Here is a 24384-nt window from a genome sequence, read left to right as displayed (position 1 = left end):
ACAGACAAAGGCAAACATCATGGCTTTCTTCAAAAAGTCGTCCAACAACAAGGACAAACGCAAGTTCGGGCAACAAAACCCGCTGTTCAAGCGCCGCAAGTTCTGCCGCTTCACGGTCGCCAAAGTCGAGGAAATCGACTACAAGGATCTGGACACGCTGCGCGACTTCATCCAGGAAAACGGCAAGATCATCCCCGCCCGCCTGACCGGTACCAAGGCTCACTATCAGCGCCAGCTCGATACCGCCATCAAGCGTGCCCGCTTCCTGGCCTTGTTGCCGTACACCGACAACCACCATTAAGACCCGGAGCCCGTCATGCAAGTCATTCTGCTTGAAAAAGTCGTCAATCTCGGGAGCCTGGGCGACGTGGTCCGCGTCCGCGATGGCTACGCCCGCAACTTCCTGATCCCGCAAAAAATCGCCCGCCGGGCGACCGCCGTGGCCCTGAAGGAATTCGAAGCCCGGCGCGCCGAGCTGGAAAAGCACCAGGCCGAGAAACTCGCCGCAGCCCAGGCCCTGTCCGAAAAACTTCACGGGTTCGCGCTGGTCGTCAGCCAGAAGTCCGGCGTGGATGGCCGCCTGTTCGGATCGGTCACCACCATCGACGTTGCCGAGGCCCTGAAGGCCGCCGGCTTCACGGATGTCCACAAGAGCCAGATCCGCATGCCCAACGGTGCCATCAAGGCCGTCGGCGAGTTTCCGCTGCAGGTGGCGCTGCACGCCGACGTGGTGGCCGACATCACGCTCACCGTCCAGGGCGAAATGGCCTGATGGCCGGAACGCGCCGTGCTACATTCCCCACGGTGGGAATGGCAGCGCACGACTGAAGAGGGCCGGTGCAATGCCGGCCTTTTTCATGGGCTGAATCAGACGAACCGGGGACAGTTGTGGAAACCCAGACCGATGCGCAGTTGGATTATCTGCGCGTACCGCCCCACTCCATCGAGGCCGAGCAGTCGGTCCTCGGCGGCCTGCTGCTGGACAACGCGGCGTTTGACCGGGTCGCCGATGTGCTGGCTGATGAGGACTTCTACCGCTTCGACCACCGTCTGATCTGGCAGCACATCGTCCGGCTGATCAGCCTGGCGCGGCCTGCCGACGTCGTCACCGTGCACGAGTCGCTGGCCACATCGGGCAAGGCCGAGGAATGCGGCGGGCTGCCATACCTGAACGCGCTCGCACACAACACACCATCGGCCGCCAACATCCGGCGCTACGCAGAGATCGTGCGCGAGCGCTCGATGCTGCGCAAGCTGGTGTCCATCGCCGACGAGATTTCGTCGGCCGCGTTCAACCCTCAGGGAAAAGAAGCTCGCCAGATTCTGGATGAAGCCGAGTCCCGCGTGTTCCAGATCGCCCAGGAAGGCGCTCGAGGCATGGCGGGGTTCCAGGAGATCCGGCCGCTACTGGCCCAGGTTGTCGAGCGCATCGACGAGCTGTACCACCGCGAAGGCGATTCGGACGTGACGGGCGTCCCTACCGGATTCAACGATCTGGACCGGATGACGTCGGGCCTGCAGCCGGGCGATCTCGTGATCGTGGCCGGACGTCCCTCGATGGGGAAGACCTCGTTTGCCATGAACGTCGGCGAACACGTCGCGATCGAGCAGGGGTTGCCGGTCGCGGTGTTTTCCATGGAAATGGGCGCCGTGCAGCTCGCCATGCGCATGATCGGATCCGTCGGAATGCTGGACCAACATCGCATGCGTACCGGCAAGCTCAATCAGGAAGACTGGCCGCGGCTCACACACGCCGTCCAGAAGGTCGAAGAAGCGCAGATCTATATCGACGAGACACCGGCACTGACCTCCATGGAGGTGCGCGCGCGCGCCCGGCGCCTGGCGCGGCAATGTGGACAGCTCGGCCTCATCATCATCGACTATCTGCAGCTCATGTCGTCCAGCGGCTCCGGCGAGAACCGCGCAACGGAAATCTCCGAGATCAGCCGTTCGCTCAAAAGCCTGGCCAAGGAACTGAATTGCCCGGTGATGGCCCTGTCCCAGTTGAACCGCAGCCTGGAGCAACGCCCCAACAAGCGCCCCGTCATGAGCGACCTGCGCGAATCAGGCGCCATCGAGCAGGACGCCGACGTCATCATCTTCATCTATCGCGATGAAGTCTACAATCCGGATTCTCCGGACAAGGGTACAGCCGAAATCATCATCGGCAAGCAGCGCAACGGGCCGATCGGAACGCTGCGCCTGACCTTCCAGGGTGCCAGCACGCGCTTCCTGAACTTCTCCACCGCACCCGGATTCTAGCGCCGGTACGAGCCCGTGCCGCCAATCGGGTCGGCCAAACCACCAAAACGGGACACTAGGCGCTGCGCACCACGGCATAGGCCGAATGGTTGTGGATGGACTCGAAATTCTCGGCGGTGACTTCGTAAGCCATCACGCCGGGCTGGCGCTGCAGCATCACCGCCACGTCCCGCACCAGGTCTTCGACGAATTTGGGGTTCTCGTAGGCGTGTTCGGTGACGTACTTCTCGTCGGCCCGCTTGAGCAGTCCCCAAAGTTCAGACGAGGCCTGTGCTTCGATACGCTGAATGAGCCGTTCCAGATCCAGCGACGGCGCGCCCGCGAATTCCAGGTGGGCGGTGACGTGGGACCGCTGATTGTGCGCGCCGTACTCCGAAATCGCCTTGGAACATGGGCACAGGCTGGTGACCGGCACCCGGACCAGCAGGTCAAAGCGCGCAGTCTGCGCGCGCACGGCCCGCGCCCGCCATTCCACCTGATAGTCCAGGAGGCTGCGCACCCCGGACACGGGAGCCGCCTTCTCGACGAAATAGGGGAAATTGGCGGACAGATCGCCGGATTCCGCCTGCAGGCGCTCCAGCATGGCCTGGACCATCTCGCACAGGCGCTCCGGCGTCAGGGGGATCGAACGATAGGACTCCAGCAACCCGATGAACCGCGACATATGGGTGCCCTTCGACTCCGCCGGCAAGGCGACCGTCATTTCCCAATCGGCAATCGTGGCCTGTGGCTGGCCCGTTCCCGTTGCCACGAGCAGCGGGTGGCGCACACCGCGCACGCCCACCCGCTGAATCGGAATCCGTCGGGTGTCGGGTGAGCTTTGTACGTCCGGCATCGCAGCGGCCGCCGGGTCCAACAGGGTGTTCATGAAATTGTCCTATTCAAACGCTGGCGTATGGACGCCTCGATCCCAGCGGCATCCAGGCCCAGGCCGGCGAGAATGACCTTCTGGTCCCCATGATCGATGAACTCGTCCGGCAGACCAAGCTGCAGGACCGGAAGAACGATCGCCTCCCGATTGAGATACTCGGTGACGGCGCTGCCCGCGCCCCCCATGACGGCAGCTTCCTCGATCGTCACGAACAGCTCGTGAGACCGCGCCAGTTCCTCCAGCAGCGTCTCATCCAGCGGTTTGGCGAAGCGCATGTCCACCAGGGTGGCGCCCAGCGCGTCGGCCACCGGGGCCGCCTGGGACAGCAGCGTTCCAAAGACCAGCAAGGCGACACCTGACCCACGCCGCCGCACCACGGCACGCCCGATCGGAACGGGCTCGAGCGAATCGCCGGCCGGCACGCCGGTCCCCGCGCCACGCGGGTAGCGGACCGAGGCCGGTCCCGGATGCTGATAGCAGGCATTGAGCAGCAATCGCGCCTCATGTTCGTCGGACGGGGTCGCCACCACCATGTTGGGTACGCAGCGCAGGTAGGCAATGTCGAAATTGCCTCCATGCGTCGCGCCATCCGCCCCGACGACGCCCGCGCGGTCCAGTGCGAAGGTCACATCCAGATTCTGGAGCGCCACGTCATGGATGAATTGGTCATAGCCTCGTTGCAGGAACGTGGAATAAATGGCGACTACCGGCTTGCAGCCCTCGCACGCCAGCCCCGCCGCAAACGTGACCGCGTGCTGCTCGGCAATTCCGACATCAAAGTAACGTTCGGGAAAACGCCGCTCGAATTCCACCATGCCGCTACCCTCGCGCATCGCAGGCGTGATGCCCACCAGGCGGGTATCTGCCAGCCCCATGTCGCACAGCCACTCGCCAAAAACCTGGGAAAACGTCTTGTTTCCCGGCTTTGCGGGCTTCTGGATCCCGACGCGGGGATCGAATTTCCCCGGTCCGTGGTAGAGCACGGGATCGGCCTCGGCCAGCTTGTAGCCCTGGCCCTTGCGCGTCACGACGTGCAGAAACTGCAGGCCGCCCAGTTCGCGCAGATTTTCCAGTGTGTTGGTCAGTACTTCCAGATCGTGACCATCGACAGGCCCCACATAATTGAAGCCCAGCTCTTCGAACAGCGTCGCAGGAGAAAGCATGCCCTTGGCGTGGCCTTCGAGCTTGCGAGCGAGTTCCAGCACCGGCGGCACATGCTGCAGCACGGCCTTGCCCATATTCTTCGCCCGGGCGTAAAAACGCCCGGACATCAGCCGCGCAAAGTAGTAATTCAGTGCCCCCACGGGAGGCGAAATCGACATGTCGTTGTCGTTGAGCACTACCAGAAGATTGATGTCCGGAATCACACCCGCATTATTCAGGGCCTCGAAGGCCATGCCCGCCGTCATCGCACCATCGCCGATGACGGCAATGTTCTGCTGGTCGATGCCGGCGTTGCGGGCGGCCACCGCCATCCCCAAAGCCGCCGAGATCGACGTGGAGGAATGGGCCGTCCCAAAGGCGTCGTAGGGTGACTCGCTACGCCGGGGAAAACCGGAAATCCCGCCGAGCTGACGCAAACCCGGCATGGCCTCGCGGCGCCCGGTCAGAATCTTGTGCGCATAGGACTGGTGCCCAACGTCCCAGACCAGCCGGTCCTCTGGCGTGTGAAACACGTAATGCAGCGCCAGCGTCAGTTCCACCACCCCAAGATTCGACGACAGATGTCCGCCCGTACGGGAAACGGAATCGAGGACGAACGCCCGCAGTTCCGTCGCCAGCCCTTTCAGCTCCGAACGGTCCAATCGGCGCAAATCTGCCGGTGAATCGATGTCTTCCAACAAACTCGTCATGATTTCCTGTGCCATCGCGACCTTCGAGATGCGCCTAATGGGAGCGGCCAATGATGAAATCGGCCAGCTCACGCAGCCGGCTCGCACCCGGCCCCAGCGGCAGAAGCGCCTCGCGCGCCTGATCGTGCAGATTGCCCAGCAGGCGCCGCGAGCCCTCGAGGCCCATGAGCGACACATAAGTGGGCTTGCCGTGGACGGCATCCTTGCCGGCCGTCTTGCCCAGCGTCGCCGAATCGGCAGTCACATCCAAAATGTCATCTACGACCTGAAACGCCAGTCCCATGGCGGAAGCATAGCCTTCCAGGCCCGTGCGCGCGGTGGAACTCGCTCCGGCCACGATACCCCCGAGCAGAACGCTCGCCTCCAGCATGGCCCCGGTCTTCATGCGGTGCATCTGCTGCAGGGACTCGATCGGCAAGACCTGCCCGACACTCGCGCAGTCAATGGCCTGCCCGCCCACCATGCCTTCGCTGCCGGCGGCCTGGGACAGCACCTGCACGGCCTGGACGACCAGCGCCGGCGCAATCGGCATCTGCGCCAGGCAAGCAAACGCCAACGGCTGCAAGGCATCACCCGCCAGCATGGCCAGCGCCTCGTCGCCGAACTGGCGGTGTACCGTGGGCCGGCCGCGCCGCAGGTCGTCATCATCCATGCATGGCAAATCATCATGCACCAGCGAATAGGCGTGGATGAGTTCCACGGCCGCCGCAGCGCAGTCCAGCGCAAGATCCTGCGCAGCGCTGGCCGAGCCGGCCGGACGGCTGGCCTCCCCCGCCGCGCGCACCAGCGCCGCCCGCACGCGTTTTCCGGGTCCCAGTACGGCGTAGCGCATGGCCTCGCGCAACCGGGCCGGACCGGATTCGTCGGGCGGCAGCAATTCGTCGAGCACCGCCGCGACGTGAGTCACGGTTTCCTGCATCCAGACGTTGAATTCCGGAGAAACGGCGCTCATGAGGGCTCTCGAGCCCCGGGGCCCAGGGGCTCGAGCAACTGCCCCTGGAGGACCTGTACCTGCTGTTCCGCGATCTCCAGCCGTTCCTGGCATATCCGCGCCAAGGCCACCCCGCGTTGATACAGGGCGATCGATTCGTCCAGCCCGAGATTGCCGTCGCTCATGCGCGCCGCCACGGACTCGAGCGCTGCGAGCGCGGCTTCGAAATCGGCCGGAAGATCAGGATTGTCCGCGGCAGACGCGGTGGCGTCAGCCGCCATGCCCTGCGGCACGTGGCCGGCCTGCTGTGCCGTTCGATCATTCACCATGCGTTTCATCCCTGCTGTCCAGTCTGAATTGTACGAGAACCCTGCCCCCCAATGAAATCATGCGTGGGAGATCGGCCGTAAAGGCCCATCAGGCGCCGGTCGCCAAGCTGGGGTACAATTCTGGGCCCCGGCCCCTGACACTTCCCACGTGAGCCCGGATGCGGTTTGCGAAGCCGGACCAGGACGGGCGTTTTTCTTCGCGCTGATGGCGCCATGGGCAGCACATCGGTATGAATTCTTGCGGGGGGAACCACCATGACAAATCCCTATCTCCCATCGGGCACGAACCTGGCAAGCCAGTTGCCGGTGCAACACTATTTCGACCCCGACGTCCTGCGGCAGGAGCAGCAGCGGATCTTCGGGCGCAGCGCACGCTACGTAGGCCACGAAAAGATGGTGCCCAACCCGGGCGACTGGCGCACGCTGACCCAGGAAGGCAGTGGACGGGTGCTGGTGCGCGACCAACAGGGCACGGTACGGCTGCTGTCGAACGTCTGCCGCCACCGCCAGGCACTGATTCTGGGCGGCCAGAGCGGGCGCGACTCGGCTTGCGCCTCCGGCAACTTGTGCGAGACCGGGGGACGCATGCTCTGCCCCATCCACCAATGGAGCTATGACGCCCAGGGCACGCTGCTCAATGCCCCCTTGTTCCCCGAAAAGCCCAGACTTCAGCTCGATGCCTTTCCTCTGCGCAATTGCCACGGGCTGCTGTTCGAAGGCGCGCGCGACCCTGTCGCCGATATCGGCGGACTGTTCTCGCGCCCCGAATTCGACTTTTCGGATTACGTGCTGGATCACGTGGAAGTCCATCCGTGCCATTACAACTGGAAGACTTTCATCGAAGTCTACCTGGAGGACTACCACGTCGGCCCCTTTCACCCCGGACTGGGCCAGTTTGTCACCTGCGATGACCTGAAGTGGGAATTTTCGGCTTTTCACAGCATGCAGCGGGTCGGCATTCACCGGGCACTCAGTCAGCCGGGAACGGACATCTACCGCGCCTGGCATGATCGGCTGCTGAATTACCGCGCCGGGGCTGCACCGGATTTCGGCGCGATCTGGGTGACGTATTTCCCTACGCACATGATCGAGCTCTACCCGCACGTACTGGTGCTGTCCACGCTGTATCCGGTGAACCCGCAGGAAACCGTGAACGTGATCGAGTTCTACTATCCGGAGGAAATCGCCGCCTTCGAGCGCGAATTCATCGAAGCGCAGCAGGCGGCTTATCTGGAAACCGCCATCGAGGACGACGAGATCGGCGAGCGCATGGACGCCGGGCGGCGAGCCCTCATGGAACGCGGAACCAGCCAGTGTGGTCCCTACCAGACACCCTTGGAAGACGGCATGGCCCATTTCCATGCCTGGTACCGGCGCATGATGGACTAGGCCCTGTCAGGCGCCCCGGGCCACCGGGCGCGCCGGATCGCTGCACCACTCGCTCCAGGAACCGGGATACAGCGCGGAACCACGCAGGCCAGCCAGTTCCATCGCAAACAGGTTGTGGCAGGCGGTAATCCCGGAGCCACACTGGTGCACGATGCCTCGATCCAGGCGATCTCCCAATAACGTTTCGAATTCCCGGCGAAGCTGCGCGGGCGACTTGAAACGGCCGTCGGGCTCGACATTCAACCTGAACGGTCGGTTGAGAGCGCCAGGAATGTGCCCGGCGACCGGATCCATGGGCTCCACTGAACCACTGAAGCGCTCGGGCGCGCGAGCGTCGAGGACGGTCAGGCGATGATCGTCCAGATTGGCGAGCACCCCGCGAGCATCCACGACCGGCATCGACGGTTTGCCCGACAACACCTGGCTTTGGATCGCTTGCGCCTCGCTCAGCCGGGGCATGCGGGTGCCGGACTCGACTTCGGCGCCAATCGCTACCCAGGCGGCCCAGCCGCCATCCAGCACCGACACGGCCTCATGCCCCAGCCAGCGCAGCATCCACCAGAGGTGGGCCGCAAACATGCTGTTGCCGGCGTCGTAGACGACCACCTCCGTGCGGGCCGTCAGCCCCTGAGCACGCATCAATGCGGCGAAGTCGCCGCGGTCCGCCAAGGGATGACGGCCATTTCGGCCGGTACGCGGGGCGCTGAGCTGCTCTTCATGATCCAGATACAAGGCGCCCGGGATGTGCCCCGCCTCGTAGGCCCGGCGCCCTGCCTGGTGGTCGGCCAGGTCGTGGCGCACGTCGAACACCAGGCAGCCAGGGCGAGCCAGCCGATTGCGCAGCGTGCCGGCCTCAATCAACAAATCGGTCATGATGGGTCCTCCTGAGCAGCACGCGACAACCCCGGTGGCATATCCACCGGCGCGCCGCGCAGCATACGATTTTCAGAATAGGTGCGCCAGATCGAAAGCAACCCCGAGCCGATGATGAGCGCGATGCCGGCCCAGGCGAGCGCCGCCGGACGATCGCCCCAGAAGACGACACCTATCAGTGCGGCAAAGATGATGGTGGTGTACTGCAGCGCCGCCGTCAACAGGGTCGACCCCAGGCCAAAGGCGCGCGTCATGGCCAATTGCCCGACCAGGCCCGCCGTCCCCAGCCCCGTCAGGGACAGCAGCGCCAACGGATTGCGGGTATGCCAGCCCACGATGGACAGCCCCACCAGGCTGCTGATCACAACCCCGCAGGAAAACAGCAGCACCGTGAGCCACTCCGGCTCCCCCAGCCGGCCCAACTGGCGGATCTGCATCATCGCAATGGCGGCAAACGCGCCGGCGCCCAGGCCCATCATGGCGGAAAACCACTGGTCATGCGCGATGCTGGGGCGCAAGATGCCCAGCACGCCGAGGAATCCGGCGACCACGGCCAGTATCCGGACCGGGTCGCGCTGGGCGCCACCGGCCAGCAACAACCACCCCGCGATAAAAAGCGGGGCCGTGTAATTCAGGCTGGTAGCCGTCGGCAATGGGAGGTCGAACAAGGCATAAAACCCCAGCCACATGGAGGTGATGCCGCTCAGGTTGCGCCAGATGTGCAGACGCCAACTGGTGGGCCGAATGGGGCGGTGCGTGGAACGAGCCCAAAAAAACAATAGCAGGACCGACGGCACGCCCCGAAACAGGACGATTTCGGGCAGCGACGCGCCCAAGCCGGCAGCGACCTTCACAAAGGCACCCATCATGGCGAACATGGCACATGCCAACAACATCCACAGCGACTGCATTGAATGTCTCTACCGGTCAGTTCATCGATTCAGGTTCTGCGCCATGAATGCATTTTGGCAAGCCAATACTATACACTTTGAGCACATCGACTCCCCGCTGGCGGAAGGCCCTGACCCATGAAAAGAATCGTCCTGTTCCTGGCCACCAACCTGGCCGTGTTGCTGGTGCTCAGCATCACCATGAACCTGCTCGGCGTGGGCCGCTACCTGACGGCCAACGGCATCGATCCCGCCCAGCTGCTGATCTTCGCGGCGCTGCTGGGCTTCACCGGCTCATTCATTTCGCTGTTCATGAGCAAATGGATGGCCAAGACCAGCACCGGCGCCCGCGTCATCGACCCGAACGCCCCCGCCAACACGCGCGAGGCCTGGCTCGTCGATACCGTGCATCAGCTCGCGGACCGCGCCGGCATTGGCCGTCCTGAGGTCGCCGTGTACGAAGGCGCGCCCAATGCATTTGCCACCGGCGCCTTTCGCAACGAATCCCTGGTGGCGGTATCCACCGGGCTGCTGTCTTCCATGAATGAAGAGGAAATCACCGCCGTACTGGGGCACGAGATCACCCACGTTTCCAATGGAGACATGGTGACCCTGACGCTGATCCAGGGAGTGGTCAACACGTTCGTGATCTTCCTGTCCCGGCTGGTCGGCTACTTCGTCGACCGCATGCTCTTCAAGAACGATCGCGACGGCGTCGGCATGGGCTACTACCTGAGCGTGATCGTGTGCGAGATCCTGTTTGGCGTGATCGCCTCCATCATCGTGGCCTGGTTCTCCCGCCTGCGGGAATATCGGGCGGACGCCGGCTCGGCGCGCCTGCTGGGCGCGCGTGACCCCATGATCCACGCCTTGGCGCGACTGGGGAGCCTGGAGGCGGGGGCGTTGCCGAAGTCCTTCCAGGCGTCCGGTATCGCCGGTGGGGCACTGGGCGCGCTGTTCGCCTCGCACCCGCCCATCGAGCAACGCATCGAGGCGTTGCGCCGCCTTCAGTCCTGACGCGCGGGTGCGGAGCCGCGCATGCCGGAACTCCAGGTTCTACTCGGATTTGGCGGCTTCGTCGCCCTGCTGCTGTGGGGCGTGCACATGGTCCAGACCGGAGTGCAGCGCGCCTTCGGCAAGACCTTCGGGCTGTGGATGGGGCGCGCGATGGGATCGCTTCCACGAGCGTTCCTGACCGGGCTTGCCGTCACAGCGGCTGTCCAGAGCAGTACGGCGACGGGCCTGATGATCACGGGCTTCGCCATGGACGGGCTGGTGTCACTGGCACCCGGCCTGTCCGCCATGCTGGGCGCCAACGTGGGCACGACCCTGATCGTCCAGGTCCTGTCCTTCAACCCCACTTATCTGGCACCCGCCCTGATTCTGGTCGGGGTCTGGATGTTCCGCCACCACGCCCCGGGCCGGGCTCGCGACCTCGGCCGCGTATTCATCGGGCTCGGGCTGCTGCTGTTGGCTCTGCATGAGCTGGTGACGATGTTCGAGCCTCTGAGAAGCGCCCCCACACTGGGCAGCGCCTTGCGGACCCTGGGCAGCATGCCGCTGCTGGCGCTGGCGGCCAGCACGGCGCTGACATGGGCCTCGCATTCCAGCGTCGCGGTCGTCGTACTCATCATGTCGCTGGCGCACCACGGCTTGGCGGATTCCGAACTGGCCTATATCCTGGTGCTGGGCGCCAACCTGGGCACTGCGCTCAACCCCGTGATGGAAAGCGGCCGCGATGGCAACCCGGCGTCGCGCCGGTTGCCCATGGGAAACCTGGGAACCCGCATGGCGGGCTGCGTCGTCGCTCTGGTTATCCTGCCATGGTCAGACACCATCATGAAGGCGTTGGGCCCCGATCCCTCGCACGCGGTGGCGAACTTTCACCTGCTGTTCAACGCGGTGGTCGCGGTGTGCTTCATGCCCGCCCTGCCCCTGTATGCCCGCGCCCTGCAGCGCCTGCTGCCGCATCGCGTGGATCCGGATGACCCGGCTCGCCCGCGGTACCTGGATGATTCAGCCCGCGAAGTCCCCGCAGTCGCCCTGGGACAGGCTACGCGGGAGTCCCTGCGGCTCACCGACCTGCTGCGCGAGTCCTTGCAACTGACGCAGCGCGCCTTGCTGCGCGAAGACGCTCCGGCCATCGCCCAGGCGCGTTCGCTGAATAGTGCCATCAACCAGCTTGACCAGTCGATCACGGCCTATCTGGCCACCCAGGATCAGGAAAATCTCAGCTCCGACGACGAGCAAACATTGAAGGACATTCTGTCCTTCTCCACGAATATCGCGCACGCGGCCAGCGTCTCGGGAATGGGGCTGCTGGGCCATGCCAGTCGGCTGCACAAAAAGCACTGGCAGTTCGACGCCACACAGCAGACCGAACTCGCCGGGGTGATGGAGCGGCTGCAACTCAACCTGCGCCAGGCGGCCGCCCTGCTCGTGTCGGGCGACCGGCAGGTCGCCCGCAGTCTCGCGTTCGAAAAGGACCACTTCCGCACGGTGGAGGCCGAGGCCGCCGAACGGCATCTGGGCCGCATCAAGACCGGCCGCATCGACGCGGCCGACGAGGGGGCCTTTTATCTCGAGGTCCTGCGCGATGCAGGGGGCGTGAACGCCTGCCTGGTCAATGCTGCGGCCTACCCGGTCCTGGCGCGCTACGGCGAACTGAGGCCGAACCGCTTGCGGCACGTGGACTGAGCCGGGGCGGACGCGCCCGCCTGCAGGCCTCAGTGGGCCTGCCCCCAGTCGATTCCGACGCCCACTTCGGCCACCAGCGGCACCGCGAGCTCGGCCACTCCCGCCATGAGCTGCGGCACGCGTTCCCGCAGCAGCGGGACCTCGTCCTGTGCGGCATCAAAGACCAGTTCGTCGTGCACCTGCATGACCATGAGGCTGCGCAGGCCGTCGGCATCGAGCCAGTCCTGGACCGCCACCATGGCCATCTTGATGAGGTCGGCAGCGGTGCCCTGCATGGGCGCATTGATGGCCGCCCGTTCGGCCGCGGCCGCGCGCGGGCCCTTTGCGCCGGCCAGTTCCGGGAAATACAGCCGCCGACCGAAGACCGTCTCCACAAAGCCCTGCTCGCGGGCCTGCTTGCGAATGCGGGCCATGTAATCGGCAACCCCCGGATAGCGCATGAAATACCGGTCAATGTAGGACCTGGCCGCCGCCCGAGTAATACCCAGGTTTGCGGCCAAGCCGAAATCACCCATCCCGTAGATGAGGCCGAAATTGATCGCCTTGGCCGCCCGCCGGTGCTCGGCGTCGACCTGGTCCGGCGCCACGCCAAAGACCTCGGCCGCCGTGGCCCTATGGATGTCCTGGCGCTCGGCAAACGCCCGGCGCAGGTTCTCGTCGCCCGACACATGGGCCATCACGCGCAGCTCGATCTGCGAATAGTCGGCCGAAACCACCTGCCCGAGTGTGGACACGAAGGCAGAACGGACGCGCCGGCCTTCGGCCGTGCGCACCGGGATGTTCTGCAGATTGGGATCGGACGAGGCCAGACGGCCGGTTACAACCGCGGCTTGAGCGTAACGCGTATGGACGCGGCCGGTCCGCGGGTCAACCATGCGCGGCAATTTGTCCGTATAGGTGGACTTCAGCTTGGCGATCCCCCGATACTCCAGCAACAGCCGGGGCAGCGGATAGTCCGCAGCCAGCCGGGTCAGGACATCTTCATCCGTAGAGGGCGCGCCGCTGGCCGTCTTGCGCACGATGGGCAACTGCATGCGGTCGAACAGGATCTCCCCGAGCTGCTTGGGCGAATTCAGGTTGAAGGGTTGCCCGGCCAAGGCATGCGCCTCGGACTCCAGCGCGATCATCTGTCGGCCGAGCTCATGGCTTTGCGCCGCCAGCGCCCGGATGTCGATCGCCACGCCATTGCGCTCCACGCGGGTCAGAACGTCCGACGTGCGGACTTCCAGCGCATAGATGCGCATCAGCTTGGGCTCGGCCTGAAGTTTCGGATACAGGACCTGGTGGAGCCGCAGGGTGAAATCGGCGTCCTCGGCCGCGTAGTGCGACGCCTGCCGCAGATCGACTTCGTCGAAGCCGATTTGGCGAGCGCCCTTGCCGCACAGGTCCTCGTAGGTCGTGCCCGTGAGCCCCAGCCACTGAATGCAGAGGTCCTGAAGGTTCACCCGCCGATGGGACTGCAGGACGTACGCCTGCAGCATGGTGTCGTGCTGGACACCGCGCAGCGACAGGCCCTCGTTGGCCAGGACATGGGTGTCATATTTGGCATGATGCAGCAGTTTTGGCGCTGCCGGATCCTCGATCCAGGGGCGCAGGTGCTCCAGGACCCAGGCGCGGTCCAGTTGCTCGGGTGTGCCCGGGCCGCGATGGCCCACGGGGATATAGGCCGCATGACCGGGCTCGATCGCCAGCGACAGCCCCACCAGGCGCGCCGCCATGGGATCCAGGCTGGTGGTCTCCGTGTCCAATGCCACCAACGGCGCCTGCCGGATCTTGGCCATCCAGTCAAAAAAGCTTTGCTGGTCCAGGATCGTGTCGTAGTGCAGCGCCACCGGCGGAGGCGGCGCGTCCCGCGCGACTCGGGCATCCTGCGCCGGCAGCCGATGGCCATCGCCGGTTTCCTCGCGCAGCCACGTCCGGAAGCCATAATCCTCGTAGATCCGGATCAGACGATCGCGGTCTGGCCCACGAAGCTGGAGCTCCGGCACGCAATAGGCGGACGGCAGTTCGCAATCCAGCTTGATGGAAAGCAGCTCCCGTGTGAGCTCGAAGTGCCGGATTGCCTCGCGCAGGTTGTCGCCCGCTGCTCCCTTGATGGCATGGGCCTGGTCCACGAGGCTCGCCAGGCTGCCGTATTCCCCCAGCCATTTGGCCGCCGTTTTGGGACCGACTTTTGCCACTCCCGGCACGTTATCCACCGCGTCGCCAGTCAGCATCAGGTAATCAACGATGCGCTCGGGCGGCACGCCAAACTTGCCCATCACGCCGTCCCGGTCGAGCCTGTCGTTGGTCATGGTGTTGATGATTTCGACACGATCGCTTACGAGTTGGGCGAGGTCCTTGTCTCCGGTCGAAATAATGGTATAAAAACCACTTTCCGTGGCCTGGCGGGCCAGCGTGCCGATCACATCGTCGGCCTCGACGCCAGGCTGAACGATCACGGTCCAGCCCAGCGCGGCCGCCGCATCGTGGATGGGTTCGATCTGCGTCCGCATATCGTCCGGCATGGGCGGGCGGTTGGCCTTGTACTGCGGATAGATCCGGTTGCGAAACGACCCTCCATGGGCATCGAACACGCAGGCGCCATATTCGGCCACGTCCTTGTAATCATGCAACAGCCTCCTTAACATGGAGACGACACCGTACAAGGCTCCAGTGGGTTCGCCACGCGCATTGCGCAAATCAGGCAGCGCATGATAGGCGCGATACAGGTAGCTGGACCCATCCACAAGCAACAAGGTTTTTTTCATGACGAACAATAAAACAACACGAGTCTCGGCGGAACAACAGATAGCCACTATTGAATCGGAGATGCGCGAGGCCGCAATGGCCTTTGAAAAGATCGGTCTGGGCGTCAGCATTTTCGGCAGCGCGCGCATCCCGAGCGAGCACCCATTCTACAAGCTGGGTCTGGAACTCGGCGGGCGCATTGCCCAACTCGGAGTTCCCGTCATCGCCGGCGGGGGCCCGGGCCTGATGGAAGCCGCAAACCGGGGGGCCTTCGAAGCAGGGGGACGCAGCGTGGGCCTGAACATCCGCCTGCCCCGCGAGACCACCGACAATCGCTATCAAACGGACAGCCTGCATTTCGAATACTTCAATTCCCGCAAGGCCTCGTTCTTCATGCACAGCCTGGCCTATGTTGTGCTGCCGGGCGGCTTTGGCACGCTGGACGAACTCTTCGAGGCCACCACGCTGATGCAGACGCTGAAGCACCCGCCGGCCCCCATCATCCTGGTCGGAACGATCTTCTGGGGCGGGCTGATTGACTGGGTGCGCGACCAGCTCCTGGCGCATGGCATGATCGGGCCTTTCGACCTGGACCGCCTCCTGGTGACCGACGACCTGGACGTGGTCGTGCGCCACATCCAGGAAGCCATCCAGGTCGAACCCAACCGCGAACCGGCGCTGCCGAACTGAGCAGCGGCTGGGCGCGCTTCAGGGCGGCAAGAACCCGCAGCGCGGCAGGCACTTCAAAGCCACACCGGCATGGGGGAGTGGCTTGTCCCTCCCATAGGGTTATGCACGATGCAGCCGTCAGGACACCTGAGTTAACATCACGCCTTGTCATTGCCGGACAGCCTCGGACTGCACAACGGTCCGCTGCCAGGCTCCACAGGAGAGTACACACAATGAAGACCACCCTGTTCGGTGCGGCATTGCTGCTGGCTGTCGGCCTGATCCCGGCGGCGGGCCATGCCGCCAACGCCCAGGAACTCAAGATCGCGACCGAGGCCGGCTACCCGCCCTTTGAATATCGCAACACCAAAGGCCAGCTCGAAGGTTTCGACATCGACATCGGCAACGAACTGTGCAAGCGCATGAACCGCACTTGCGTATGGATCGATCAGTCGTTCGACAGCCTGATCCCCGGGTTGCAGGCCCGCAAGTTCGACCTCGCCAACTCCACCATGACGGCCACCGAGCCCCGCAAGAAGGTCATCGACTTCTCCACGCCCATGTACATTGTGCCGGTCAAGCTGATGGTGAAGAAAGGCAGCGGTCTGGAACCCACAGCCGAATCCCTGAAGGGCAAGCGCGTTGGCGTGCAGCAGGGAACGACGATGGAAACCTATGCGCGCAAGAACTGGGCTCCGAAAGGCGTCAACGTGATCGCCTACCCGAGCTACACGAACGCGTTCGTGGACGTCACGTCGGGCCGCCTGGACGCAACGTTCCAGGAAGCCCAAAGCGCGGTGGAAGGTTTTCTGGACAAGCCCGAAGGCAAGAACTACGAGCTCGCTTCGATGACGCTGACCGATCCCATCCTGACCGAACCCATCGCGATGGGGATGCGCAAAGGCAATACCGAACTGAAAACGCAGGTCGACGAGGCGCTGAAGGCCATGCTGGATGACGGCACGATCCGGACATTCGCCAAGAAGTACTTTGCCGAGGGCAACATCCAGTTTCCTGCGCAATAGCACCACGGCCCACAGGCCGCCCGGCCTGACAGCCCCGGCGGCCTGCTGATCCGCCGGGCCTTCAACCGCTTTTCACTTTTCAATGTTTCTGAACGGCTACGGCCCCCTGATCCTCGCGGGAACCTGGGTGACGATACAGCTTGCGCTGCTGTCGCTCGTGGTCGCGATCGCACTGGGCTTGCTGGGCGCCTGGGCCAAGCTGTCGGACTCCTGGCTGCCCCGCGTACTCGCAACGGCCTACACCACCCTCATCCGCGGCGTGCCGGACCTGGTCCTGATGCTGCTGATTTTCTTCGGCATGCAGATCTATCTGAATGACCTGACCGATCTGCTGGGGCTGGATCCCATCAATATCGATCCTTTCGCAGCCGGTGTCGTGACACTGGGTTTCATCTACGGCGCCTATTTCGCGGAGACGTTTCGGGGCGCGTTCATGGCAGTGCCGCGAGGACAGCTCGAATCCGGCACCGCCTACGGCATGCGCGAATTCCAGGTCTTCCGCCGCATCCTGTTTCCGCAAATGATGCGCCACGCATTGCCGGGCGTCGGCAACAACTGGCAGGTGCTCCTGAAGTCCACCGCGCTGGTGTCGCTCATCGGACTGACCGACCTCGTCAAGGTCTCGCAGGACGCCGGCAACGTGACGTTCAAGGTGTTCCTTTTCATCAGCCTGACGGGGCTGATCTACCTGGCGCTGACGACGGTCTCGAACTTCATTCTGTACGGACTCTACCGCCGCTACAGCGTGGGAGTACGCGAGGTCATGCTGTGACCGACGTCCTGACGCAGTTCTGGCAGGCCTACCTGTACCAGAGCAACGGCGGCTGGTCGGGCGTGGCGGTCACGCTCTGGCTGCTGGTGCTCTCGGTGTCCATGGGGTTCGCGATATCGATCGTTCTCGCTGTGGGACGGGTGTCACCACGGCGCTGGATCTCATTTCCGATCTGGCTTTTCACGTATGTCTTCCGGGGCACCCCGCTCTACGTCCAGATCCTGTTCATCTACGCCGGCCTCTACAGCCTGGATTTCATCAAGCACACGCCCCCGCTGGCGGCGTTCTTCCAAAGCGGGTTCGATTGCCTGGTCCTGGCGCTGACGCTGAATACCACCGCCTACACCACCGAAATATTCGCCGGAGCGATCCGGGCGTCCAGCGCCGGTGAAATCGAGGCGGCCCGTTCCTTCGGCATGTCGCGCTTTGCGCTCTATCGCCGCATCATCCTGCCTTCCGCGCTGCGTCGAGCACTGCCGGCTTACAGCAACGAAGTGATCCTGATGTTGCATGCCACGTCGCTCGCCTTCACCGCTACGGTCCCGGACATCCTGAAGGTCGCGCGCGACGCCAACTCGGCGACCTACCAGACGTTCGCTTCCTATGGGGTCGCCGCACTGCTCTATCTTTGCCTGTCGTTTACACTGATCTGGCTGTTCCGCTCCTACGAACGCCGTGTGCTGGCCTACCTGGGCACCCGCCGATAAGAACCATGTCCAAACTCGACGTCATCAATATCCACAAGCGCTATGGGGACCACGAAGTCCTGAAGGGCGTCTCCCTGGCCGCGAACGCCGGCGACGTCATCTGCATCGTGGGCTCCAGCGGATCCGGAAAGTCGACCTTCCTGCGCTGCATCAACTTCCTGGAAAAACCGGACCAGGGTTCCGTATCGCTCAACGGCGACGAACTGAAGATCGTACGAGACCGGCACGGCCGGCCCCATGCGGCCGACCTGGACCAACTCCGGCGCCTGCGCGCCCAATTGGCCATGGTATTCCAGCACTTCAACCTCTGGGCGCACATGAACGTCCTGGGCAACGTGATCGAGGCCCCCATCCAGGTGCTGAAGCTCGGCCGGGCCGAGGCCACGGAACGCGCGCGCCATTACCTGGCGAAGGTCGGGCTGCCGGCAAGCATGGAGGCGCAATATCCATCATCCCTGTCGGGCGGACAGCAACAGCGCGTCGCGATCGCCCGCGCGCTCGCCATGGAGCCGGAAGTGATGCTCTTCGATGAACCTACTTCCGCGCTGGATCCCGAACTCGTGGGCGAAGTGCTGAAGGTCATGCAGAAGCTTGCTGAAGAAGGCCGGACCATGCTTGTCGTGACCCACGAAATGGGGTTCGCGCGCAGTCTTGCTTCACAAGTCATGTTCCTGCATCAGGGCGTCGCCGAGGAAGTGGGCAAGCCGGCGGACGTCCTGGATCACCCCAAGAGCGCCCGCCTGCAGCAGTTCCTGTCAGGAAACCTGAAGTAGTCGCTGCGCCGTTCTGGGCGCTCGGAAGCTCAATCCGCGCGGGAGAGCTCCACATCCATCCGCGGCCAGGACGGCGGGTCCGATCGCAGATCGCAGGCCGCCCTTCCCCACTTCCAGCCCAGGCTCCCGACCCGCGTCGGCGCCCTGAGGCGCCGGGCAGGCCCCCAGTGAGTGGTTTCGATTTCGCGAGAAAAGTCCCGGGCCCTCATCGGGGCCAGCGCCGCACCTGGCCCCGCCGAAGCACTTTCCGAAAGCAACCACGCCGTACGCGCCAACGAAAGCCGCCACTGGCTGCCACAGCGCTGCTCACGTCGGACCATCAGGCCCCGCAGCGCGCAGGCGGCCATCAGATAACCGGTCGCCTGATCCAGTGCCTGAACAGGCATCGGATCCGGCGAAGCCTGCGCGCCGTCCGGACACGCAATGCCCGTACTCATCTGGACGAGACTGTCGAAGCCTCGGCGCCCACGCCAGGGGCCCGTCCAACCCCACGCATCGAGGCTGACGTCCACCAGGCCGGGGCGCAACGTTGCCCGCTCGTGCGCCCCCAGCCCCAAGGCCTGCAGCGCTCCGGGCCTATAGCCATGGACCAGGACATCAGCCTCGGACAGCAGTGCGGCGAACCGGGCCCGGCCTTCTGGCTGCTTCAAATCCAGGCCCGCGCAATATTTGCCCACCGTCACTTCCGGAACCATGCCCGGTTCCGACCAGGTCGGCGGATCCAGCCGCAAGACAGTGGCTCCGTAGGCTGCCAGAAACCGCGTGGCTACTGGCCCCGCCAGCACGCGCGTCAAGTCCAGCACCCGCACCCCCGCAAGCGGTCGCTTCCGATCCCGGACGTCGAGCGGGCCCACGGCCCCTGCCGCATCTGCCTCCCATGCGACCAAGGGCTCTGCGGCAACGGCGATGCCCTGCGGGTGACGGCGCCACGCATCGGGCGAACGCAGTGCGGCGGCGCAAGCAGACGCCTGCACCATCGCCTCCTCCAGCTCTGTCGCCTTCCAGTTGCGAACCCGATCGGCCACCGCGCCATGATCCGCACGTTCGGAGAGAGCCAGCACGCGCAGTGCTCTCTGCTCATGATGGGGCGCATTGGCGTGAATGCGGATCCACCCGTCCCGAGTACGATAGTCGCCCGTCAAGACCGAGCGGACCTTCGGCAAGACCCAGCCGATCGGCCTGAGGGAGTAGCCGAACCAACGCGAAGCCAGCGCCCGATCCAGGCGAACCGCACCATGCCCCGACGGATCTCGCCACGCTGCCAGCATCAGCGCGGCGGCGCCAATGCTGGCGCAGGCCAGATCACTGACGGGGTAACGGGATGGCCAGGACTGCGAACCGTCGATCCGCAAATTGCCGCCGCCCTCCGGCTCGCCCAAGGAACCCAGAATCTGTCGCAGCATGCCGCGGCAAGCGCCCGCGCCTTCTTCCATCCCAGCCCCCTACTGGATGCTCCCCAGGCTGGGCAGCAGCAGCGCAATCTGCGGGAAAATCACCACGAGCGCCAAGCCCACCAGCCCCAATCCGGCATAAGGCAGGGACCCCACCAGCACGTCTCGAATCGTGTAGTCGGGGCGCAAGCCTTTGACGACGAACAGGTTCATTCCGACGGGCGGCGTGACCGCGCCGATTTCCATGTTGATCACCAGTATCACGCCAAACCATATCAGATCGATGTGCAACGCCTCCAGCCCCGGCAACAGGATGGGGACAGTGACCAGAATGGCTGCCGACGCATCCATGAACATGCCCAGGATCAGATACAGGATATTGACGGCAATCATGAACTGCCACGGGGCCAGTTGCAGCCCTTCGAGCCAGGAGGCGAAATCCTGCGGAATGCGAAGCAAGGAAAGCGTGTTGCCGAAGACTCCCGCGCCCGCGATCAGCATCAGGATCATGCAACTGGTGACGACACTGTCGCGCACCGCATTGATGAAGCGGCTCCAGGTCAGCGTGCGCTTGAAGAAGGCGGTCAGGACAAACGCATAGATCACGCCGACGCCGGCGGCCTCGGTGGGGGTGAACCAGCCGGTATAGATGCCGCCGAGGATCAGAGGGATCATCAGCAGGCTACCGATCATGCCCCAGGTGAAAGGCACGTACAGACGTGCGATGGCCGGGGCAACGGCGCCCTTTCGGGCCTTGTTCCAGGCCCAATAGATGGAATACAAACAGAACATGAAGGCCAGCATGATGCCGGGAAGCACGCCGGCCATGAAGAGCTTGCCCACCGAAGCGTCCGTGACGAGCGAGTACAGAATGAAGGAGATGCTGGGCGGAATCAGAATCCCCAGCGTGCCCGCCACGGCCACCACCCCCGCCGCCATGCGTTTGTCGTATCCCCGGTCGCACATCTCCGGAATGCTGATGGAACCGATGGTGGCCGCCGTGGCCGTGGACGATCCCGAGATGGCTGCGAAGATGGCGCTGGCCACAGTGGCCGCCACAGCCAGCCCGCCCGGCAAACGGCCAACGATACGCTGCGCAAAATCGAACAGGTCGCGTCCCGATTCTCCTTTGAGCATGATCTGGCCCATCAGAATGTAAAGCGGGATCGCAATGATCACGAATGAATTCAGATCGGTATAGGCGATCTGTGCCAGCGCGGTCATTCCGGGATCCACACCGATCGTCATCATGTATCCCAGCAAGCCGCTGATCAACAGCGACACGGCGATGGGCACCCCAAGAATCAGCAAAATCCCCAGGGTTACCAGTGTCAGGATGAAGTCCATGTCAGGTCCGTTTCGCCGTCATGCGGCGCAGGAAGTGATGAATCTCGAAAATGAGCCAGAGAATTGTCCCTACCGGCAGGGCAAGATGCGGGATCCAGACCGGCCAGCTCATGACATCCAGGGTGGTCTCGTTCGTCTGGAGGCTATCGAAGAACTGTGACAGGCCCGAAATCGTGAAGGCCACCAGGAAAGCCGCAATGATGACGAAGCGCAGCACCCGCATGAGGCCTGCGCAGCGCGGGTAGGCGTTTTCCAGCGCAATGCCCGATGTGACATGCTCCTCGCGCAAGGCGGTGAAGGAGGCACCCACGAAGGCCACCCATATGAGGGCGAAAAGGTCGACATCGTAGGTCCAGGAATTGTCGATGTGCGTGGCCCGCATTGCGATCCCCAGCAGGATCGACAGCGTCATGGTGATCATGAGCGCCGCGGACACATAGCCGACCGCATGGCCCAGGCCCCCCGAAAGCTGCAGCACCGCGCGGATCCGGGGCGATCCCACTTGCGATGCTTTGGCAAAATGTTCAGTCATGAGAATCCTCCGCTCTCCGGGGAAACCCCGGCGAGACGCAACGGGCGGCTGCACATTCGGCAGCCGCGCCCTTTCTGAAGGTTATTTCTTGAGTGCAGCGTCCACGTCGTTGAGGATCTGCTGACCGCTTTCGCCGACTTCCGCGATGTAGTCCTTGCGGGCCTGAGCGCCCGCCACATCCTTCCACTGCTTCAGTTCGGCATCGGTCAGGCGATAGACTTCATTGCCATGCTTTTTGGCCAGCGCGACATCGTCGTTGAACTCTTTCTCGATATCGGCAACGGCCTGTTGCTCGGTACTGACGGCGGCATTCGTGATCAGGTCACGCTGCTCCTGCGTCAGGCCTTTCCACCACTTCATGTTGACTTGGATGGGATAGACCAGCGGCACATAATGAATGGCCGTGATGTAGTGCCCGACCTCGTACCACTTGCGCGAGACGATGCTGGACAGCCCTGACACCGCGCCATCCAGGCTGCCGCTCTGCAGCGATGTATAGACCTCGCTGGAATCCACCGCCACCGGGGTGGCCCCCTGGGCCGACAGGAACTTGGCCGACAGTTTCCCCTCGGAGCGCATCTTCAGTCCCTTCAGGTCACTGGGAAGCTTGATCGTGCGCTTGGTGTTCACATAGCTTTCCGCGTAGCCATAGAAGCCCCACCCGATTACCTCGACGCCATGCTTGTTCAGACGGGCGTTGACGTCCTGGCCCAGCTTGCCGTGCAAGGCATTGAGCAGGCCACCCGCGTCATCGGCCAGAAATGGAATGGTGTCCCACTCGAGCGAAGGTTCGTACTTGGACCACCAGTGCATGCCGAAGATCGCCATGTTGGCGGTATTGTTGCTCAGCCCCTGGGCGATGTTGGACTCCTTCAGCAAGGAACCGGACGGGTAAGTCTCGACCTTGATCTTGCCGCCACTGAGGTCGGAAATTGCCTTGGCGAAATTCGTGCCCTGATCAGCGGTGGCCGTATGGGGCGGCATGTACCAGGCCAGCCGCACGGTCAAATCACTTGCGGCCTGGGCGAGCGACACCCCCGTCAGACCCAAAGAACTCACAAACGAAATTGCGAGTAGCTTGCGAATGGAATGCTTCATTTTGCTCCTCTCGAGGTGGAAGTCGCAGACACCCCGGCTTGTCGAGCATGTTCATCCACCAAGGGGCTGCACAACAGTCGCTTTTCTTGGTTATGAGCGACAGGGTGTACAGTCTACTCCTCGGCGCTGGCCGTCCACGCCGCCGGAATCGCCGCGATCACCAGGCAGGCGCCCTGAACGACTTCAGAGCGGACGCCGCATCAGCCGGTGAGGAATCCCGGCATCCATGAAGGTACCGCCCTCTTCCACGAATCCATGGCGGGCATAGAAGGGCCGCGCGTGGAGCTGGGCGGCAAGCAGCACCTGGCCATCCCCGCGATCGCGAGCGGCGGCTATCAGCGCCTGCAGCACCTGCGAACCGATGCCGCGCCCGCGCCACGCCTGGTCCACCGCCATGCGCCCGATGTGGCCGTCCGGCAGCAGGCGGCCGGTAGCGATTGGCCGGCCACTCGCATCGCGCGCCAATGCGTGCAGGCACTGGTCGTCCATGGCGTCCAGTTCCTCTTCGGGCGGCACATGCTGCTCGTGCACGAAGACCTGGTTCCGGATACCACCGGCTTCGGGTCCCAAGGCGGCCCAGGAGCCGAGTTCCACGCCCGGTGCCACCACGCGCGCGCCGCCCGCAAAGGCGAGGACTTCCGGCAACCAGGCGGAAAAATCCGAAATCCCATGATCGCCGCCGGCGATGATGCGCTGGCGGCACCCCGCAAAACGCCGCTGCATTTCACGCCAGTCCAGGATCTCGTCGCCCGTGGCTGCCAGCAGAAAATAACGTTCAGGTTGCGTCAGGGCGTGAATGGTCGATTCGGCCTGGCCCAGCTCATCCACATATCCGGGGAGAAATTCGAACGGCGCATCGCCGTGGTAGGTACGATGAGAACCGACCTGGGTGGCCAGATCCCGGGCCGCGTGGACAACCGGGTTGAGCAGGACCGCCCGGCAGCCCAGGCGCTCGGCCAGCCAGGTCGCGTAAAAACCGCCCAGAGAAGACCCGATCACGGTGAGATCAGCCGGTCCCAGCCCGCGACCGAGAGCCTGTTGCGCACATTCCAGCGCCAGCCCCATGGCGGCGGCCGGGCTGGCCGGCAATTGCGGGCAGGCCCATTGCGCCGACAAGCCACGCCGCGCCATTGCCTGCCCCAGAAGGCGCGCCTTCAGGGACTGCGGAGAAGACCGAAAGCCGTGCAGATACAGGATCATCGTGCGTTCCCGGCACCCGGGCGCCCCCTGGCGCGCTACGGAGCC

Annotated in this window: 23 protein-coding genes and 1 pseudogene; 11 read left to right on the top strand and 13 right to left on the bottom strand. The window is 63.9% G+C overall.

Annotation, left to right across the window (positions count from 1 at the left end; translation table 11 throughout):
* The first annotated feature begins 19 nt into the window (after positions 1-19).
* From rpsR to ACVCMJ_RS01675, 3 genes are all read left to right on the top strand, one after another.
* Positions 20-301: a 30S ribosomal protein S18 gene (rpsR, locus tag ACVCMJ_RS01685; protein WP_291769275.1), complete on the top strand. Its 282-nt coding sequence runs from the start codon at positions 20-22 to the stop codon at positions 299-301.
* A gap of 15 nt (positions 302-316) precedes the next feature.
* Positions 317-772 carry a 50S ribosomal protein L9 gene (rplI, locus tag ACVCMJ_RS01680; RefSeq protein ID WP_447079736.1) on the top strand — a complete coding sequence of 152 codons (456 nt, stop codon included), beginning with the start codon at positions 317-319 and terminating at the stop codon, positions 770-772.
* A 116-nt stretch (positions 773-888) separates the two neighbouring features.
* The gene (locus ACVCMJ_RS01675) at positions 889-2262 is read left to right on the top strand and encodes a replicative DNA helicase (protein WP_447079735.1); all 1374 of its coding nucleotides are present in this window, start codon (positions 889-891) and stop codon (positions 2260-2262) included.
* Between the two features lie 55 nt (positions 2263-2317).
* Here ACVCMJ_RS01675 and folE2 read toward each other — a convergent pair whose 3' ends face one another.
* Genes folE2 through xseB form a run of 4 tightly spaced genes read right to left on the bottom strand, consistent with a single transcriptional unit; the run spans position 2318 to position 6198 of the window.
* Complete coding sequence (gene folE2 / locus ACVCMJ_RS01670) at positions 2318-3130, bottom strand: GTP cyclohydrolase FolE2 (RefSeq protein WP_447079734.1); 813 nt, start codon at positions 3128-3130, stop codon at positions 2318-2320.
* Complete coding sequence (dxs, locus tag ACVCMJ_RS01665) at positions 3127-4989, bottom strand: 1-deoxy-D-xylulose-5-phosphate synthase (protein ID WP_447082638.1); 1863 nt, start codon at positions 4987-4989, stop codon at positions 3127-3129. Before dxs ends, folE2 begins: the two co-directional genes overlap by 4 nt.
* Before the next feature lie 31 nt (positions 4990-5020).
* Entirely contained in the window at positions 5021-5938 is a 918-nt protein-coding gene (locus tag ACVCMJ_RS01660) for a polyprenyl synthetase family protein (protein WP_447079733.1), read from the bottom strand.
* Positions 5935-6198 carry an exodeoxyribonuclease VII small subunit gene (gene xseB / locus ACVCMJ_RS01655; protein WP_447082637.1) on the bottom strand — a complete coding sequence of 88 codons (264 nt, stop codon included), beginning with the start codon at positions 6196-6198 and terminating at the stop codon, positions 5935-5937. Before xseB ends, ACVCMJ_RS01660 begins: the two co-directional genes overlap by 4 nt.
* Before the next feature lie 303 nt (positions 6199-6501).
* Here xseB and ACVCMJ_RS01650 point away from each other — a divergent pair, with 303 nt between their 5' ends.
* Entirely contained in the window at positions 6502-7635 is a 1134-nt protein-coding gene (locus ACVCMJ_RS01650) for an aromatic ring-hydroxylating oxygenase subunit alpha (protein ID WP_447079732.1), read from the top strand.
* 6 nt (positions 7636-7641) lie between these two features.
* Here ACVCMJ_RS01650 and ACVCMJ_RS01645 read toward each other — a convergent pair whose 3' ends face one another.
* A complete protein-coding gene (locus ACVCMJ_RS01645; protein WP_447079731.1) occupies positions 7642-8508 on the bottom strand; it encodes a sulfurtransferase in 867 nt (288 codons plus the stop codon).
* Positions 8505-9419: a DMT family transporter gene (locus tag ACVCMJ_RS01640; protein ID WP_447079730.1), complete on the bottom strand. Its 915-nt coding sequence runs from the start codon at positions 9417-9419 to the stop codon at positions 8505-8507. The genes ACVCMJ_RS01645 and ACVCMJ_RS01640 overlap by 4 nt, the downstream gene beginning before the upstream one ends.
* 117 nt (positions 9420-9536) lie before the next feature.
* Between ACVCMJ_RS01640 and htpX the strand changes: the two genes are divergently transcribed.
* Together htpX and ACVCMJ_RS01630 are read left to right on the top strand one after the other, a co-directional pair.
* The gene (gene htpX, locus ACVCMJ_RS01635) at positions 9537-10415 is read left to right on the top strand and encodes a protease HtpX (RefSeq protein ID WP_447079729.1); all 879 of its coding nucleotides are present in this window, start codon (positions 9537-9539) and stop codon (positions 10413-10415) included.
* 21 nt (positions 10416-10436) lie between these two features.
* Positions 10437-12095 carry a Na/Pi cotransporter family protein gene (locus tag ACVCMJ_RS01630; protein WP_447079728.1) on the top strand — a complete coding sequence of 553 codons (1659 nt, stop codon included), beginning with the start codon at positions 10437-10439 and terminating at the stop codon, positions 12093-12095.
* 29 nt (positions 12096-12124) lie between these two features.
* On the opposite strand, the gene polA is transcribed toward ACVCMJ_RS01630, so the two are convergent.
* Positions 12125-14845, bottom strand: a complete 2721-nt coding sequence (polA, locus tag ACVCMJ_RS01625; RefSeq protein ID WP_447079727.1) for a DNA polymerase I — start codon at positions 14843-14845, stop codon at positions 12125-12127.
* Here polA and ACVCMJ_RS01620 point away from each other — a divergent pair.
* The 5 genes from ACVCMJ_RS01620 (at position 14844) to ACVCMJ_RS01600 (ending at position 18771) form a co-directional block, all read left to right on the top strand.
* Positions 14844-15515 (top strand): LOG family protein, encoded by a 672-nt coding sequence (locus tag ACVCMJ_RS01620; RefSeq protein ID WP_447079726.1) that lies wholly within the window; start codon positions 14844-14846, stop codon positions 15513-15515. The genes polA and ACVCMJ_RS01620 overlap by 2 nt on opposite strands.
* A gap of 212 nt (positions 15516-15727) precedes the next feature.
* On the top strand, positions 15728-16519 hold the full coding sequence (locus tag ACVCMJ_RS01615) for a transporter substrate-binding domain-containing protein (RefSeq protein ID WP_447079725.1): 792 nt from the start codon (positions 15728-15730) through the stop codon (positions 16517-16519).
* Between the two features lie 82 nt (positions 16520-16601).
* Positions 16602-17291: an ABC transporter permease gene (locus ACVCMJ_RS01610; RefSeq protein WP_447079724.1), complete on the top strand. Its 690-nt coding sequence runs from the start codon at positions 16602-16604 to the stop codon at positions 17289-17291.
* Positions 17288-17998 carry a histidine ABC transporter permease HisM gene (hisM, locus tag ACVCMJ_RS01605; RefSeq protein WP_447079723.1) on the top strand — a complete coding sequence of 237 codons (711 nt, stop codon included), beginning with the start codon at positions 17288-17290 and terminating at the stop codon, positions 17996-17998. The genes ACVCMJ_RS01610 and hisM overlap by 4 nt, the downstream gene beginning before the upstream one ends.
* A gap of 5 nt (positions 17999-18003) precedes the next feature.
* The gene (locus ACVCMJ_RS01600; RefSeq protein ID WP_447079722.1) at positions 18004-18771 is read left to right on the top strand and encodes an ABC transporter ATP-binding protein; all 768 of its coding nucleotides are present in this window, start codon (positions 18004-18006) and stop codon (positions 18769-18771) included.
* 29 nt (positions 18772-18800) lie between these two features.
* Here the strand turns inward: ACVCMJ_RS01600 and ACVCMJ_RS01595 are convergent, their stop codons facing one another.
* From ACVCMJ_RS01595 to ACVCMJ_RS01570, 6 genes and pseudogenes are all read right to left on the bottom strand, one after another.
* Positions 18801-20204, bottom strand: coding sequence for a CoA transferase (locus ACVCMJ_RS01595; RefSeq protein ID WP_447079721.1), 1404 nt, complete (start codon positions 20202-20204; stop codon positions 18801-18803).
* Positions 20205-20213: 9 nt separating this feature from the next.
* Positions 20214-21509: a TRAP transporter large permease gene (locus ACVCMJ_RS01590; protein ID WP_447079720.1), complete on the bottom strand. Its 1296-nt coding sequence runs from the start codon at positions 21507-21509 to the stop codon at positions 20214-20216.
* A 1-nt stretch (position 21510) separates the two neighbouring features.
* Positions 21511-22041 carry a TRAP transporter small permease gene (locus ACVCMJ_RS01585; protein ID WP_447079719.1) on the bottom strand — a complete coding sequence of 177 codons (531 nt, stop codon included), beginning with the start codon at positions 22039-22041 and terminating at the stop codon, positions 21511-21513.
* Positions 22042-22122: 81 nt separating this feature from the next.
* A complete protein-coding gene (locus tag ACVCMJ_RS01580) occupies positions 22123-23139 on the bottom strand; it encodes a TRAP transporter substrate-binding protein (RefSeq protein WP_447079718.1) in 1017 nt (338 codons plus the stop codon).
* Positions 23140-23322: 183 nt separating this feature from the next.
* Positions 23323-23628, bottom strand: a complete 306-nt coding sequence (locus tag ACVCMJ_RS01575) for a GNAT family N-acetyltransferase (protein WP_447082767.1) — start codon at positions 23626-23628, stop codon at positions 23323-23325.
* Positions 23629-23751: 123 nt separating this feature from the next.
* Positions 23752-24339 (bottom strand): annotated as a pseudogene (locus ACVCMJ_RS01570) (YqiA/YcfP family alpha/beta fold hydrolase); the annotation flags it as partial.
* Positions 24340-24384 lie beyond the last annotated feature (45 nt).

The organism is Castellaniella sp. UC4447_H14 (genome assembly GCF_052978285.1).
This window is presented reverse-complemented; position numbering and strand designations above follow the sequence as displayed.

Bases quoted from the DNA above. Each gene is read 5' to 3' on its own strand.
- rpsR (WP_291769275.1), top strand. From the start codon at position 20: ATGGCTTTCTTCAAAAAGTCGTCCAACAACAAGGACAAACGCAAGTTC.
- rplI (WP_447079736.1), top strand. From the start codon at position 317: ATGCAAGTCATTCTGCTTGAAAAAGTCGTCAATCTCGGGAGCCTGGGC.
- folE2 (WP_447079734.1), bottom strand. From the start codon at position 3,130: ATGAACACCCTGTTGGACCCGGCGGCCGCTGCGATGCCGGACGTACAA.
- ACVCMJ_RS01660 (WP_447079733.1), bottom strand. From the start codon at position 5,938: ATGAGCGCCGTTTCTCCGGAATTCAACGTCTGGATGCAGGAAACCGTG.
- xseB (WP_447082637.1), bottom strand. From the start codon at position 6,198: ATGGCGGCTGACGCCACCGCGTCTGCCGCGGACAATCCTGATCTTCCG.
- ACVCMJ_RS01650 (WP_447079732.1), top strand. From the start codon at position 6,502: ATGACAAATCCCTATCTCCCATCGGGCACGAACCTGGCAAGCCAGTTG.
- ACVCMJ_RS01645 (WP_447079731.1), bottom strand. From the start codon at position 8,508: ATGACCGATTTGTTGATTGAGGCCGGCACGCTGCGCAATCGGCTGGCT.
- ACVCMJ_RS01640 (WP_447079730.1), bottom strand. From the start codon at position 9,419: ATGCAGTCGCTGTGGATGTTGTTGGCATGTGCCATGTTCGCCATGATG.
- htpX (WP_447079729.1), top strand. From the start codon at position 9,537: ATGAAAAGAATCGTCCTGTTCCTGGCCACCAACCTGGCCGTGTTGCTG.
- ACVCMJ_RS01630 (WP_447079728.1), top strand. From the start codon at position 10,437: ATGCCGGAACTCCAGGTTCTACTCGGATTTGGCGGCTTCGTCGCCCTG.
- ACVCMJ_RS01620 (WP_447079726.1), top strand. From the start codon at position 14,844: ATGACGAACAATAAAACAACACGAGTCTCGGCGGAACAACAGATAGCC.
- polA (WP_447079727.1), bottom strand. From the start codon at position 14,845: ATGAAAAAAACCTTGTTGCTTGTGGATGGGTCCAGCTACCTGTATCGC.
- ACVCMJ_RS01615 (WP_447079725.1), top strand. From the start codon at position 15,728: ATGAAGACCACCCTGTTCGGTGCGGCATTGCTGCTGGCTGTCGGCCTG.
- ACVCMJ_RS01610 (WP_447079724.1), top strand. From the start codon at position 16,602: ATGTTTCTGAACGGCTACGGCCCCCTGATCCTCGCGGGAACCTGGGTG.
- ACVCMJ_RS01600 (WP_447079722.1), top strand. From the start codon at position 18,004: ATGTCCAAACTCGACGTCATCAATATCCACAAGCGCTATGGGGACCAC.
- ACVCMJ_RS01595 (WP_447079721.1), bottom strand. From the start codon at position 20,204: ATGGAAGAAGGCGCGGGCGCTTGCCGCGGCATGCTGCGACAGATTCTG.
- ACVCMJ_RS01590 (WP_447079720.1), bottom strand. From the start codon at position 21,509: ATGGACTTCATCCTGACACTGGTAACCCTGGGGATTTTGCTGATTCTT.
- ACVCMJ_RS01585 (WP_447079719.1), bottom strand. From the start codon at position 22,041: ATGACTGAACATTTTGCCAAAGCATCGCAAGTGGGATCGCCCCGGATC.
- ACVCMJ_RS01580 (WP_447079718.1), bottom strand. From the start codon at position 23,139: ATGAAGCATTCCATTCGCAAGCTACTCGCAATTTCGTTTGTGAGTTCT.
- ACVCMJ_RS01575 (WP_447082767.1), bottom strand. From the start codon at position 23,628: ATGGACGACCAGTGCCTGCACGCATTGGCGCGCGATGCGAGTGGCCGG.